The organism is Mesorhizobium sp. ArgA1 (assembly GCF_053714375.1).
Genome location: NZ_JBSKBQ010000007.1, coordinates 214,559 through 227,847, shown reverse-complemented (window position 1 = coordinate 227,847; position 13,289 = coordinate 214,559). Strand labels below are relative to the sequence as shown.

The 13,289-nt window shown below is 63.2% G+C and carries 15 protein-coding genes and 1 pseudogene; 9 read left to right on the top strand and 7 right to left on the bottom strand.

Annotation, left to right across the window (positions count from 1 at the left end):
• Positions 1-52: 52 nt before the first annotated feature.
• Both ACWGTI_RS18130 and ygfZ read right to left on the bottom strand, forming a co-directional pair.
• On the bottom strand, positions 53-691 hold the full coding sequence (locus ACWGTI_RS18130) for a hydrolase (protein ID WP_454577053.1): 639 nt from the start codon (positions 689-691) through the stop codon (positions 53-55).
• Positions 691-1,551 (bottom strand): CAF17-like 4Fe-4S cluster assembly/insertion protein YgfZ, encoded by an 861-nt coding sequence (gene ygfZ / locus ACWGTI_RS18125; protein WP_454588373.1) that lies wholly within the window; start codon positions 1,549-1,551, stop codon positions 691-693. The genes ACWGTI_RS18130 and ygfZ overlap by 1 nt, the downstream gene beginning before the upstream one ends.
• A gap of 83 nt (positions 1,552-1,634) precedes the next feature.
• Between ygfZ and ACWGTI_RS18120 the strand changes: the two genes are divergently transcribed.
• The gene (locus tag ACWGTI_RS18120) at positions 1,635-2,966 is read left to right on the top strand and encodes a dihydroorotase (RefSeq protein WP_454588372.1); all 1,332 of its coding nucleotides are present in this window, start codon (positions 1,635-1,637) and stop codon (positions 2,964-2,966) included.
• Positions 2,967-3,077: 111 nt separating this feature from the next.
• Here the strand turns inward: ACWGTI_RS18120 and ACWGTI_RS18115 are convergent, their stop codons facing one another.
• The 4 genes from ACWGTI_RS18115 to ACWGTI_RS18100 all read right to left on the bottom strand — a co-directional run bounded on the left by ACWGTI_RS18115 (position 3,078) and on the right by ACWGTI_RS18100 (position 5,449).
• Positions 3,078-3,881: a hypothetical protein gene (locus ACWGTI_RS18115; protein ID WP_454588371.1), complete on the bottom strand. Its 804-nt coding sequence runs from the start codon at positions 3,879-3,881 to the stop codon at positions 3,078-3,080.
• Positions 3,882-4,005: 124 nt separating this feature from the next.
• The gene (locus ACWGTI_RS18110) at positions 4,006-4,263 is read right to left on the bottom strand and encodes a hypothetical protein (RefSeq protein WP_008874920.1); all 258 of its coding nucleotides are present in this window, start codon (positions 4,261-4,263) and stop codon (positions 4,006-4,008) included.
• 333 nt (positions 4,264-4,596) lie between these two features.
• Positions 4,597-4,974, bottom strand: a complete 378-nt coding sequence (locus ACWGTI_RS18105; RefSeq protein ID WP_454588370.1) for a TIGR02301 family protein — start codon at positions 4,972-4,974, stop codon at positions 4,597-4,599.
• A 49-nt stretch (positions 4,975-5,023) separates the two neighbouring features.
• Positions 5,024-5,449 (bottom strand): NUDIX hydrolase, encoded by a 426-nt coding sequence (locus ACWGTI_RS18100; RefSeq protein ID WP_454588369.1) that lies wholly within the window; start codon positions 5,447-5,449, stop codon positions 5,024-5,026.
• 125 nt (positions 5,450-5,574) lie between these two features.
• Here ACWGTI_RS18100 and ACWGTI_RS18095 point away from each other — a divergent pair.
• Positions 5,575-6,338 (top strand): annotated as a pseudogene (locus tag ACWGTI_RS18095) (SOS response-associated peptidase).
• 130 nt (positions 6,339-6,468) lie between these two features.
• Here the strand turns inward: ACWGTI_RS18095 and ACWGTI_RS18090 are convergent.
• Positions 6,469-6,624, bottom strand: a complete 156-nt coding sequence (locus tag ACWGTI_RS18090; RefSeq protein ID WP_454588368.1) for a hypothetical protein — start codon at positions 6,622-6,624, stop codon at positions 6,469-6,471.
• Between the two features lie 392 nt (positions 6,625-7,016).
• Between ACWGTI_RS18090 and cysS the strand changes: the two genes are divergently transcribed.
• The 7 genes from cysS (at position 7,017) to cimA (ending at position 13,137) form a co-directional block, all read left to right on the top strand.
• Positions 7,017-8,450, top strand: a complete 1,434-nt coding sequence (gene cysS, locus ACWGTI_RS18085; protein WP_454588367.1) for a cysteine--tRNA ligase — start codon at positions 7,017-7,019, stop codon at positions 8,448-8,450.
• Between the two features lie 280 nt (positions 8,451-8,730).
• Positions 8,731-9,135, top strand: coding sequence for an endonuclease domain-containing protein (locus tag ACWGTI_RS18080; RefSeq protein WP_454588366.1), 405 nt, complete (start codon positions 8,731-8,733; stop codon positions 9,133-9,135).
• Positions 9,132-9,518 carry a VOC family protein gene (locus ACWGTI_RS18075; RefSeq protein WP_454588365.1) on the top strand — a complete coding sequence of 129 codons (387 nt, stop codon included), beginning with the start codon at positions 9,132-9,134 and terminating at the stop codon, positions 9,516-9,518. The genes ACWGTI_RS18080 and ACWGTI_RS18075 overlap by 4 nt, the downstream gene beginning before the upstream one ends.
• Before the next feature lie 23 nt (positions 9,519-9,541).
• Positions 9,542-10,033, top strand: coding sequence for a GFA family protein (locus ACWGTI_RS18070; protein WP_454588364.1), 492 nt, complete (start codon positions 9,542-9,544; stop codon positions 10,031-10,033).
• Positions 10,030-10,506, top strand: a complete 477-nt coding sequence (locus tag ACWGTI_RS18065) for a GFA family protein (RefSeq protein WP_454588363.1) — start codon at positions 10,030-10,032, stop codon at positions 10,504-10,506. Before ACWGTI_RS18070 ends, ACWGTI_RS18065 begins: the two co-directional genes overlap by 4 nt.
• Before the next feature lie 8 nt (positions 10,507-10,514).
• Complete coding sequence (pip, locus tag ACWGTI_RS18060; protein WP_454588362.1) at positions 10,515-11,474, top strand: prolyl aminopeptidase; 960 nt, start codon at positions 10,515-10,517, stop codon at positions 11,472-11,474.
• Positions 11,475-11,520: 46 nt separating this feature from the next.
• Positions 11,521-13,137, top strand: a complete 1,617-nt coding sequence (gene cimA, locus ACWGTI_RS18055; protein ID WP_454588361.1) for a citramalate synthase — start codon at positions 11,521-11,523, stop codon at positions 13,135-13,137.
• Positions 13,138-13,289 lie beyond the last annotated feature (152 nt).

The window sequence follows — 13,289 nt, the reverse complement described above, 5'->3', positions numbered from 1 at the left end:
GACCGTGATCGAACCCGGTACTGTGGGTCCCGCTGGTTAATTTAGCGTATGTTCACTCGGCCGAACGCACCGCAACCGCTGCCTGGCGCTGCCTTTCGATCGTTGCATAGCGCTTGAGAAACGCTGCCTGCGCCGAGGTTACCGAGCGCGGCGTGAAATCGAAGCGATCGGCATTGAAGCCGCGCGGCCGGCCGAAGAACTCGGTTGCTTCCGCGGTCGAAAAGCCGGCGAGCAGCGTCGCCTCGTAGTAAGCAGCGATCTGGTCGGCGCGCTTGATTTCCTTGCGCAGGCCGACGCCGAGTTCGGCCGGCAGCGAAAAGCGCTGGTGGATGGCGCGCTGGAGACGCAGCTCGCAGTCCTTATAGGAGCCGCCCATCACCGATTTGAACGGCGAGATCATGTCGCCGATGACATATTCCGGTGCGTCGTGCAGCAGGGCTGCCAGCCGCGCATTGGCCGAGGCGTCCGGCTGTAATTCGTCAAAAAGGGCCTCGACCAGTAGGGAATGCTGAGCGACCGAAAACGCGTGATCGCCGCGCGTCTGGCCATTCCAGCGGGCGACGCGAGCAAGCCCATGAGCGATGTCGGAAATCTCGATATCGAGCGGCGAGGGGTCAAGCAGGTCGAGCCTGCGCCCCGACAGCATGCGCTGCCACGCGCGCGGCGGCGCACCGACGCGGTCGGCGGCCATCAGGTGTCCTCCGCGCCGACGACTTCCCTGGGAAAGCTGAACTTTGCCCAGGCCGGGATGGCGAGCGAGACGGTAACATCACCGGCCAGGACCGGCTGGCCGGCGTCGATCGCCGCCTTGACCCGGTCGATGCGGGCTATGGCGAGGCCGGCCGTGCCTGCGGTCGAGCCGAGCATGCCGACCGGCCGCCCCGCAACCGTCAGTTCAGTGCCCTCCGCGGGCAAGGCATGGTCGGCCGAAACGATCAGCACGCGCCGTCTGGCGGTGCCGCGATGCTGCATGCGCGAGACCACTTCCTGGCCGACATAGCAGCCCTTCTTGAAGCCGACACCGCCGGCCTCGTCGAGCAGCACGTCGTGCGGGAAGGCGTCGCCGAGCTGGTAATCGGAACCGCTTTCGGCGATGCCGTTGGCGATGCGAAGCGCCTGCCACGCAGCGGGGTCGCCGCCCGCCGGCGTGCCGCCATAGCTGCGTCTGACGGACAGCTGGCTGAAGCGTGCATCAGAAACGTCAGTTGAATCAGTTTGTGAGGCCGTTGAATCGGGTCCCCATGCAACCGTCACAAGCGATTGATACTGCTTGCTAATCTCGACCTTGGCGCGCAACTTGTAAAGCGTGAGCCGGCGCAGGAAATCGTCGGATACATCGGCGCGGCATTCCAGCCGGAAGCCATTCTCGCCACTGCGCGAGACCAGGAAGTCGAACAGGATCTTGCCTTGCGGCGAAAGCAGTGCGCCGGGCTTTGCCTCTGCGGCGCCCAGCGTATCGAGGTCCGTGGTGAGGATGTTCTGCAAAAAATGCTCGGCATCCGGGCCTGACACGGAAATGACTGCGCGGTCTTTGAGCAGGGCAAAGGGCATGGGTTGAAATAAAGCCTGATCTTGCAAAAGGGTCGGCCTTTACGTAAGCCGACGACACTCCCCCCGCAAGAGACCGAACGCCAATGGCCACCACCTACGATCTCATCCTGACAGGCGGCACGGTGGTCAACCATGACGGCGAGGGCGCGCGCGACGTCGGCGTCAGGGATGGTCGCATCGCGGCCATCGGCGATCTTCGCCAAGCCTCGGCCGGCGAAACGATCGACTGCCGCGGCTTGCACATCCTGCCGGGCGTCGTCGACAGCCAGGTGCATTTCCGCGAACCGGGACTGGAACACAAGGAAGATCTGGAGACGGGTTCGCGCGCCGCCGTGCTGGGCGGCGTCACCGCCGTGTTCGAAATGCCCAACACCAACCCGCTGACCACCAGCGAGGCGGCGCTTGCCGACAAGGTGCGGCGCGGCACCGGCCGCATGCACTGCGACTTCGCCTTCTGGGTCGGTGGCACGCGCGAGAACGCCAATGATGTCGGCGAACTCGAGCGGCTGCCGGGTGCTGCCGGCATCAAGGTGTTCATGGGTTCCTCCACAGGCGACCTCCTGGTCGAGGACGACGAGGGTGTCGCTTCGATCCTCAGGAACACCCGACGCCGGGCCGCCTTCCATTCCGAGGACGAGTTCCGGCTGCGCGAGCGCCTTGGCCTGCGCGTCGACGGTGACCCGTCCTCGCACCCCGTCTGGCGCGACGAGATCGCTGCCTTGCGTTGCACCGAACGCCTGGTGCGTATCGCGCGAAACACCCGCGCCCGCATCCATGTGCTGCACATCTCCACCGCGGAAGAGATTGTGTTCCTCGAACAGCACAAGGATGTCGCCACCTGCGAGGCTACGCCGCATCATCTGACGCTCGCCGCCAACGATTATGCGCGGCTGGGTACGTTGATCCAGATGAACCCGCCGGTGCGGGCGGCGCATCATCGCGACGGCGTCTGGCACGGCATTGGCCGAGGCATTGTCGATGTGCTGGGCTCCGATCATGCCCCGCACACGCTGGCCGAGAAGGCAAAGCCCTATCCGGCTTCGCCATCCGGGATGACCGGGGTGCAGACGCTGGTGCCGATCATGCTCGATCACGTCAATGCCGGCCGGCTGACCCTGCAGCGCTTCGTCGACCTGTCCAGCCACGGCCCGCAGCGCATTTTCGGCATGGCCCGGAAAGGCCGCATCGCCGCCGGTTACGACGCCGATTTCACCATCGTCGACCTGAAGCGCCGCGAGACCATCACCAATGCGCAGGCCGGCTCCAAGGCCGGCTGGACGCCCTATGACGGCAAAGAGGTTACCGGCTGGCCGGTCGGCACCGTCCTGCGCGGCCGCCGCATCATGTGGGAAGGCGAGATTGTCACGCCCGGGCAGGGCAGGCCGGTGGAGTTTTCCGAAGCGCTGCCAGCCTAGGCTCCACACTTCCCCTTGTGGGAGGTCGTACCAAAGGTCCGGGTGGGGCTAGTGCCGTACCTCCACCCCGATGCTTCGCATCGCCCCTCCCCACAAGGGAGGGTAAGCTGCTCAATCCCCGGCGACGAAAAACGTCCACTGTCCGGCCGGGGTGATGCCGACGCGGTAGAAGATGTAGGCGCCGAACTGCTTCATGTCGTCATAGTCGCCGGCGGTGACGATCTTGAACAGTTCGACCCGCTGCCTGGCGTCGAGCTTATCCAGCGGCAGGGCGAAGAAATACGGCCAGACATAGAGTTCCTGCGGCGTGCCGACGTCGACATGGACATAGCCGGCATTGAGCACCTCTTCCATGATGGCGAGGATTTCCTGGCCTTCCTTGTCGCCTGAAAGCCCCTTCAGGAAAGCGATCGGGTCGCCCTCGATCTCGCCCAGCGACAATTGGGTCATGGTGTCGCCCTTGCCGATCAGTGGCCGCAGCTTCTCGATGTCGCCGCTGACGCAGGCTTCGACCATTAGGTCGTGCATGCGCCTGACCGGCTCCGGCAATTTGGAAAGGTCGTAGACAACTTCAGGCACCGGCGCATCGGGATCGACACGAGGGTTGGCCACGCCGCCATCGTCCGTCGGCCCTTCCGGTTCGCTTTGCTCGGGTTCTGCGGGCGATGTCGGCTGGCTGGCCGCCGGCGGCGTTGCGCCGGGCAGATCGGGCATCGGCACGGAGTTTTCGGATGGCGCCGTCTCACCATTGGCTGGCGGCGCCGCCGGCGCCGGAAGCTCCTCGCGCTTGATCTCGCTCAGCGCATAGACAGGGCTGCTTGTCAGGACAAGTGCCAGCGGAACCGCGGCGCAGGAAGCGGCAAGCCAGATGCTGAGGACCATGCCGTGAGGCCGGCCTGACATCGAAAAATTCACCGCTTGCCTCTCCTTGGGCCTAGGCTCTTCAGGTGCCGGGCATGATGCCTAAACGGCGCGCCGTAGTCAAAGAACCGGTCGGGTGCCGGACCGCCGTTTGGCGCCGCCGGGAACGCGTGGCGCTCTAGTGCCGCAGCCGCTCCGGCTCGAAGGCGCCAGCGATCACCTTTTCACGCATGCGGTCGAGAAGGGCAAGGGCCGAGGTTTCGCCATTGGCGCGCAGCATCTCGCCGAACGCCGTTTCAAGTGCTGCCTCGGCGATGATTTCCGGCTCGATGCCGGCGGACAGACCTTCCGCCCAGGCCTCGCTATGGCTTTCCACCGCGGTCAGGCGCTTTTCTTCCCTGACCAGCGCGTCGATGTCGTTGACGCCATGTTCCATTGCGATGTCCACCCTTTTCAAGCGACGATCCGACGGGTCGGATCCGGCTTGGGCTGTCCCTATCTCCACACAGGATAAGTAAGTATTTGTAAATACGACATTTTTTTGATCGTCTTTTACAAACTTCATCGCCTGCGTTCGGTCCGATTCAAAACTTAGCCGATTAGACCGGTGAGCGGGATGAAAACCTTCAGTTTGAGTTAATTCCACATCCGCGCTCTAACGTTTCGTTAATACTGTTGCCAAAGTGCAACACCAAGATTGCATCAAGGCGCCGCGGATACAAGGCTGGATGCACGAAAAGCTGTTGGCTATGACGCCGTCAGGCGCCCTTCAGTTGCCGTAGCGCGAGGCGATGTCGCGCGACAACGTCTCGCCTTCCTTCATGTAACGACTGATCGCTTCGGTCGCCGATGCCGTGCATTGCGTATAGGTTCCGCCGAAGGAGCGGTAGCCGCGGTTGAAGCTGGCGATGAAGCGGGCGCGCCGCTCCGGATCGGGATTTTCCGAATCGATCAGCTTTTCCATTTCGGTGCGCCACTGGTCGCCCTTTTCGCCGCACAGATTGCGCAGGAAATGCAGCGATCCCAGCACCTCGGCCAACCGCATCAGCCCGGGCTCGAACGGCGACTCGGCGGCCAGCGCCGGCTGCACGGCGACAGCCGTGTTGGCGGCGAGGCATGCGGCGAGGAAGAGCGCGGCGCGGGTCATAAATCTATCTGGCGAAACAATTTGTCGCCTGCAAGGCGATTCTCTGCGTTCAGATACCGGAGCCGCTCGAGCCCAGAAGCTCCTCAGTGACGTCAAACACATCGCCCGCGAGCGGCATGTCGGTCATTTCGTTCAGCGTATAGAAGGCGGCGGTCTCGGCGTCGTCACTGGCTGTCGCTTCGCCGCCGGCATAGACAGCGCCGAAGACCGTCAAGAGATAGTCGACCGGGTGATTCTCGCTGCTGCCGTCGATGTGGATGTCGCGAAGCGGACGATAGTCTTTCGCCCGCAACCCGGTCTCCTCCAGCAATTCGCGCGCCGCCGCTTGCTCAAGAGTTTCGCCGGGCTCGACGTTGCCGCCGGGAAAGGCATAGACCCCTTGCGACGGTGGTCGCGCCCGCTTGACGAGCAGCACCGTCTTGCCACGCACGACGGCGACGGAGACTGCGGGAAGTGTCTTGCGCTGCTCGTTCATCGCTCTCGATTCGCCCTGCCCGAGGCTGGCCCCTGTGGACCGGCCTGCGGCAGAGAGCTTTAGCGGTTGCGCTACGCCGGTTCCATCGCCACTTTCGCGATCGGATCATTTCATCGAGCTTGCCCATGTGCGGACGCTTTGCCCTGACGGCCACGCCGGACGAGACCGCTGCCTTGCTCACCCTGGCCGAACTGGAGGATTTTCCGGCCCGCTACAACATCGCGCCGACGCAGCCGGTACTGATGGCGCTGTCCGGGCCGCCGCGCATGCCGGGCTCGAATTTTCCGTATCGCCAGGCGATGCTGGTGCGTTGGGGTCTGATCCCCACCTGGGTCAAGGACACAAGGGAATTTCCGCTGCTGTTCAATGCGCGCTCGGAAGGGGCGGCGGAGAAGGCCTCGTTCAAAGCCGCCATGCGCCATCGCCGCGCATTGGTGCCGGCCTCCGGCTTCTATGAGTGGCAGCAATCGGGCAACGGCAAGAAGGGCCAACCCTACTGGATAAGGCCGAGGCATGGCGGGCTCCTCGCCTTTGCCGGGCTGGTCGAAACTTATGCTGAGCCCGGCGGTTCGGAGATGGACACCGGCGCCATTCTCACGTCAATGCCAATGCCGGCATCGCTCATATCCATGACCGCATGCCGGTGGTGATCGCGCCTGAGGATTTCGCCCGCTGGCTGGACTGCCGGGCGCTTGAACCGCGCGACGTGGCCGATCTGCTCAGACCCGCTCAGCCCGATTTCTTCGAGGCAGTTCCCGTCTCCGACCTCGTCAACAAGGTCGCCAACACGGCGCCGGAGATACAGCACAGGGGCATCGTCGGGCCTGAGCCCGAGAAGGTCAGGCGCCAGAAGCCCGGCGCGGACGACAGTCAAATGACGCTGTTCTAGAGCACGATCCCAAGGATCCAGTCTTCGGGAAGAACCTGCTCAATGAGGAAGAGCTGCTGTTTTCAGGCGCTCTCAAGCGCCTCAGCCTCCCATGCCGGCAGGCGCCTTGTCGGCGGCCGGCTCGCCTTGCTTAGGCAGCGCGGGGCGAGGTGATTTTCGGCGCCGGCTTCTTCTTCTTCGCTGTGTGCAGAAGGGCAGCGACGATCGCGGCCGGCCCGATTGCTCGGTAGTGGCTGGCAAGCGCCGGTTGCTTGGCGCGGCTCGATTCCTGCTTGGTTCGTGACATCAGTCTCTTCCCTGGTAACATTTCCGTGTCTGCGTTTGCCGGCCGAATCTGACCGAATCGTGACCTGTGGTGAACTAGCCGGCGAATGTTTCATGACTGTGCCGACATGTTTAATAAAATGTTTCACTGGCTCATGACCTGTGATCCAGCGACGCTTTTGCCGGAAGTTGCGACTTGACGGCAACACCGGCCAAGGCGATAAAGCCGCCCATGAAAACGTTTTTCGCCATTTGTGGCATTTGCATTATTGGCTAGCCTCGCGCTGGTCCGGACGTTTTCGCCTCATCTTTCCCCAGAGTGGACAAACGCCCCGGCCAGCAGGCTGGAGCCCGATTTGTGCCTAGGCGCAAGGACGGCTTTCCCCAGAATTTAACGGACCGGAAGGGCACTTAATGTCTGACGCATCGAAGGGTCTCAGCCTCTACAACACGCTAACGCGGACGAAGGACGTGTTCGTCCCGATCGACGCCGCGAATGTGCGCATGTATGTCTGCGGCCCGACCGTCTACGATTTTGCCCATATCGGCAATGCGCGGCCGGCGATCGTCTTCGACGTGCTGTTCCGTTTGCTGCGTCATCTCTACGGCGAGGCGCACGTTACGTATGTGCGCAACATCACAGATGTCGACGACAAGATTAACGCCCGCGCGCTGCGCGATTTCGGTGCCGAGATCGCGTCGGGAAAACTGACGCTCAACGAGGCGATCCGCCGCGTCACTGAAAAGACCGCCGACCAGTACCATAGCGATGTCGCCGCACTCGGTTGCTTGCCGCCGACGGTCGAGCCGCGCGCCACCGAATTCGTCGCGCGGCGCGCTGACGGCAAAGCCGACATGATCACGCTCATCGAGCGTCTGATCGAACGCGGCCATGCCTATGTCGCGGCGGGCGAGGTGCTGTTCGACACCGCCTCGATGCCGGACTACGGCGAGCTGTCGAAGCGCAATCTCGACGAGCAACAGGCTGGAGCGCGCATCGCCGTCGACGCGCACAAGAAGAACCCGGGCGACTTCGTGCTATGGAAACTGTCCTCGCCGGAAGAGCCCGGCTGGGACAGCCCGTGGGGCAGGGGCCGGCCCGGCTGGCACATCGAGTGCTCGGCCATGTCGGCCGCCTATCTCGGTGACGTCTTCGACATCCATGGCGGCGGCCTCGACCTGATCTTCCCCCACCATGAGAATGAGATCGCCCAGTCGCGTTGCGCCCACGGCACCGAAGTCATGGCCAATGTCTGGATGCACAACGGCTTCCTGCAGGTGGAGGGCCAGAAAATGTCGAAGAGCCTCGGCAATTTCTACGCCATCGCCGAACTGCTGGAGACCGACACGTTCGGCGGCCGCAGATGGCCGGGCGAAGTGCTCAGGCTGGCCATGCTGATGACGCATTATCGCGAGCCAATCGATTTTTCCGTGCGCAAGCTGGAAGAGGCTGAGAACACGCTGCGCAAATGGAAGCGCGCCGCCGATTTGGCGCCGGCCGCCGGGCAGGTGCCTGTGGAAATCGTGGCGGCATTGTCCGACGATCTCGCCACCTACGCCGCCTTCCAACAACTGACGCAGCTTGCTGGCGAGGTCGCGGATGGCAACGAAGCGGCCGCATCGCTAAAGGCCTCGCTGCTGTTCCTCGGCTTCGATGTAGCGTCGGCAAAGGTGGATGAAGACAACGTCGCCAAAGCCATCGCCAATCGCCTTGCTCTCATCGCCGCGAAAAACTGGCCAGAAGCCGACCGCATCCGCGACGAGCTTCTGGCGCAAGGCGTGCAGTTGAAGGACGGCAAGGACCCGGCGACCGGAGAGCGCGTGACGACGTGGGAGGTAAAGCGGTGAGGGTGGCAAACGCCGTTGCAAGCTTGGCGAAGTCGATGGCGACGGCCGATCTCCCCCCTTGCGGGGGAGATGTCCGGCAGGACAGAGGGGGGTGTGAAGGAACGCCGACTTTTGAGTTCCGCTACGTGCACGCCAGCCATCTCCTGAGAAGGCAGCACTCCCCAGTTGCTATGCTTGCGGGACAGCACCCCCCTCTGTCCTGCCGGACATCTCCCCCGCAAGGGGGGAGATCAGCCTTCGCCTCGATTTTCGCTAATCGCCAGCGTGGAGTGGCCTGAACATGGGTCACGACCTCGTTCCCTCCCGCCAGCGCAAGAATGCCAAGTCCATGCGTCGGGTTATGACCGATGCCGAACTTAAACTCTGGAATGAATTGCGCGCTCATCGGCTGATGGGGATGAGCTTTCGCCGGCAGGTGCCAATCGGACCTTACATTGTCGATTTTGCCTGTTCAGCCCACCACCTGATCGTCGAGGTTGATGGCAGCCAGCATGCCGACACCGGGCACGCGGAACGCGACGAGACACGCAGCGCCTATTTGAGGGCCAGTGGCTGGACCGTCCTGCGCTTCTGGAATGACGACGTCATCCGCGATATCGACAATGTCTGCCAGCACATCGTGATCGAGGCTGGCCTGGCCGGCGCTGAAATGCCGGCACCATCAAGGGAGGAGTTTGTTTCATGATCGACCATCTCGGCATCAATGTCGCCGATTTCGACGCTTCGAAGGCCTTTTACGACCAGGCGATGGCGCCGCTTGGCGCGTCGCTGATTTACATGGTGCCGCTGGAATATACCGGCGGCGCCAAGGTGGGCGGTTATGGCCGCGACCGGCCGGTGTTCTGGCTGCAGGCCGGCAAGGACGAGCCGAGAACCCATCAGCATGTCGCCTTCACCGCGCGCAGCCGCGCCGAGGTCGATGCCTTTCATGCCGCGGCGGTTGCCGCCGGCGGCAAGGACAATGGCGGCCCGGGCCTGCGGTCGCACTATCACCCGAACTACTACGGCGCCTTTGTCTTCGATCCCGACGGCAACAATGTCGAGGCCGTCTGCCATGCCCCGGAATGAGCCATGAATTGGAGTGAGACGCGATGAGCCTCGACAACCGGCCAGTCTATACCGGCGGCTGCCAGTGCGGCGCGGTGCGCTTCCGCGTCGAAGGTACATTGGGTGACGCCTCGATCTGCCATTGCCGCATGTGCCAGAAGGCGTTCGGGTCCTTCTACGCGCCGCTGGTTTCGGTGCGCGGCGCCAAACTCGACTGGACGCGCGGCGAGCCGAAATATTTCGCCTCGTCCAGCCATGTCGATCGTGGGTTTTGCGGCAATTGCGGGACGCCGCTGACCTTCACCGCGCCCGACGGCGTTGGCCTCGCCATTGGGGCGTTCGACAATCCGGCTGACATCGCGCCGCTGATCCAGTGGGGCACCGAGGCAAAACTGCCTTATGTCGATACCATCCCGCAATTGCCCGGCGAGGACACGATGGCCGACATGTCATCGGCTCCTTATCTTGCCGAACTCGTCTCCTACCAGCATCCCGACCACGACACCGAACAATGGCCGCCAGAGGAAAAATCATGACCGATGATATCAGAACCGGCGGCTGCCAGTGCGGCGCCGTGCGCTTCCGCATCAAGGGCAAGCTCGGCCGTCCCTCCATCTGCCATTGCCGCATGTGCCAGAAACAGTTCGGGTCGTTCTTCGGTGCGCTGGTCACCGTGCCCAAGGATGGAGTCGAATGGGTGCGCGAGGAACCGACCTATTTCCAGTCGTCGGTCAACATCGATCGCGGCTTCTGCGCCCGTTGCGGCACGCCGCTGACCTATCGCCAGCCCGGCGCGCTGGAGATCGCCATCGGCGCCTTCGACGACCGCTCCGATCTCGCGCCGCAGATCCAGATCAATTACGCCGCCCGGCTGCCCTGGGTGGAGACGATCTTCGACCAGCCCGTGCATCAGGATCCGGATTTCTATACCCGCCAGGAGCAGATCATCTCCTTCCAGCATCCCGACCACGAAACCACGGACTGGCCGGCGCACGGCCTGCAGATATGAGCAATGAAATGAGCAGTGAACTTCGTACTCTTTATCCTGAGATCGAGGCTTTCGAGTCCGGCATGCTCGATGTCGGCGACGGCCACCAGATCTATTGGGAGCGTTCCGGCACCAAAGGCGCCAAGCCGGCGGTGTTCCTGCATGGCGGTCCCGGCGGCGGCATCTCGCCAAAACATCGGCAGTTGTTCGACCCGAAGCTTTATGATGTCATTCTGTTCGACCAGCGCGGCTGCGGGAAATCGACCCCCAACGCCTCGCTCGACGCCAACACCACCTGGCATCTTGTCGCCGACATCGAGCGCCTGCGCGAAATGTGCGGCTTCGACAAATGGCTGGTGTTCGGCGGCTCGTGGGGTTCGACGTTGGCGCTCGCCTATGCCGAGACCCACCCCGATCGCGTCAGCGAGCTTGTCGTGCGCGGCATCTACACGCTGACCCGCGCCGAACTCGAATGGTACTATCAGTTCGGCGTCTCCGAAATGTTCCCGGACAAGTGGGAGCGTTTTCAGGTGCCGATCCCGCCGGCCGAGCGCGGCGACATGATGGCCGCTTACCGCAAGCGGCTGGTTGGCTCAGACCGCAAGGCACAGCTCGAAGCAGCCCTTGCCTGGAGCCTGTGGGAAGGCGAGACGATCACGCTGCTGCCGGAGCCCGAGACCAGCGACAAGTTCGGCGAGGACGACTTTGCCATCGCCTTTGCCCGCATCGAGAACCATTATTTCGTTCATGCCGGCTGGCTGGAGGAGGGACAGCTTCTGCGCGACGCGCACAAGTTGAAAGACATTCCCGGCACCATCGTCCATGGCCGCTATGATATGCCGTGCCCGGCGCGTTACGCCTGGGCCCTGCACAAGGCTTGGCCGAAAGCGGATTTTCACCTCATCGAAGGCGCCGGCCATGCCTATTCGGAGCCGGGGATCCTCGACCAGTTGATCAGGGCAACGGACAAGTTCGCGGGAAAGAAATGATATCGGCCTTCGGGCCAGAGGAGGGTGTGCACGCACCCGCGCAGCCATGACAAAGCAACGCCTATATCTCTTCGACACCACCTTGCGCGACGGCCAGCAGACGCCGGGCATCGACTTTTCCGTCGAGGACAAGATCGCCATTGCAAAGCTGCTCGACGAGTTCGGCCTCGACTATGTCGAGGGCGGCTATCCCGGCGCCAATCCGACCGATACCGCCTTCTTCGAGCAGAAGCGGACGGCGAAGGCAAAATTCGTCGCCTTCGGCATGACCAAGCGGGCAGGGGTGTCGGCGTCCAACGACCCAGGCCTGGCGTCGCTGGTGCAGTCGAAGTCCGACGCCATCTGCTTCGTCGCCAAGAGCTGGGACTATCATGTCCGCGTTGCCCTGAGCTGCACCAATGAGGAGAACCTCGAGTCCATCAAGGCTTCGGTCGAAGCGGCCGTTGCTGCCGGCAAGGAAGCCATGGTCGATTGCGAGCACTTCTTCGACGGCTTCAAGGCCAATCCGGATTACGCGCTGGCCTGCGCCAGGACGGCCTACGATGCCGGTGCGCGTTGGGTGGTGCTGTGCGACACCAATGGCGGCACGCAGCCCTCGGAAGTCCGCGCCATCGTCGACAAGGTCATCGCATCAGGCATTCCGGGCAATCATCTCGGCATCCATGCTCATGACGATACCGGCCAGGCCGTGGCCAATTCGCTCGCCGCCGTCGAGGCCGGCGTGCGCCAGATCCAGGGCACGCTGAATGGCATTGGCGAACGCTGCGGCAACGCCAATCTGGTCTCGATCGTGCCGACGCTGGCGCTGAAGCCGGCTTTTGCGGATCGTTTTGAAACCGGAATTTCAGCCGAAGCGCTGACCGGCATTTCGCGCCTGTCGCGTGCCTTCGACGAATTGCTCAACCGCGCGCCGGAAGCGCAGGCGCCCTATGTCGGCGCCTCGGCCTTCGCCACCAAGGCCGGCATCCATGCCTCGGCGCTCGCCAAGGAGCCGGCGACCTACGAACATGTCGAGCCGCAAGCCGTCGGCAACCGCCGCCGCGTCATGGTTTCGGACCAGGGCGGCAAGGCCAATTTCCTCGCCGAGCTGAAACGCCGCGGCATCGACGTGCCGAAGGACGATCATCGGCTCGACTCGCTGATCTCGGTGGTGAAGGAACGCGAGGCTGAGGGCTATGCCTATGAAGGCGCCGATGCATCCTTCGAGCTCTTGGCGCGCAAGATGCTGCACGGTCTGCCGGAGTTCTTCAACGTCACCTCGTTCCGCTGCATGGTCGAGCGCCGCTTCGACGCCAACGGCCAGCTGAAGACGGTGTCGGAAGCCATCGTCAAGGTGATGGTCGATGGCGAGGAAAAAATGTCTGTTGCCGAAGGCCACGGCCCGGTCAACGCGCTCGACATTGCGCTGCGCAAGGATCTCGGCAAGTTCCAGGGCGAGATCGCCGACATGGAGCTGGCCGACTTCAAGGTGCGTATCCTCAATGGCGGCACCGAGGCGATCACCCGGGTGCTGATCGAATCGCATGACGGCACCGGCGCGCGCTGGTGGACGGTCGGCGTGTCGGAAAACATCATCGACGCCTCATTCCAGGCGCTGATGGATTCCATCGTCTACAAACTGATGAAGAACCGCGATATGGCGGGGCTGGTGGCTGCGGAGTAGTACCGCCATCCTTTCCTCGCCCCCGCGCAGCGGGGGAGAGGTGGCCCGGCGAAGCCCGGACGGAGAGGGGGACGACCTCTGCGAAGTCAGAGCCGGTGAAGGCATAAATGCGAAACGGCCCTGTCATCAACTTGAGCACCAAATCACAGCCG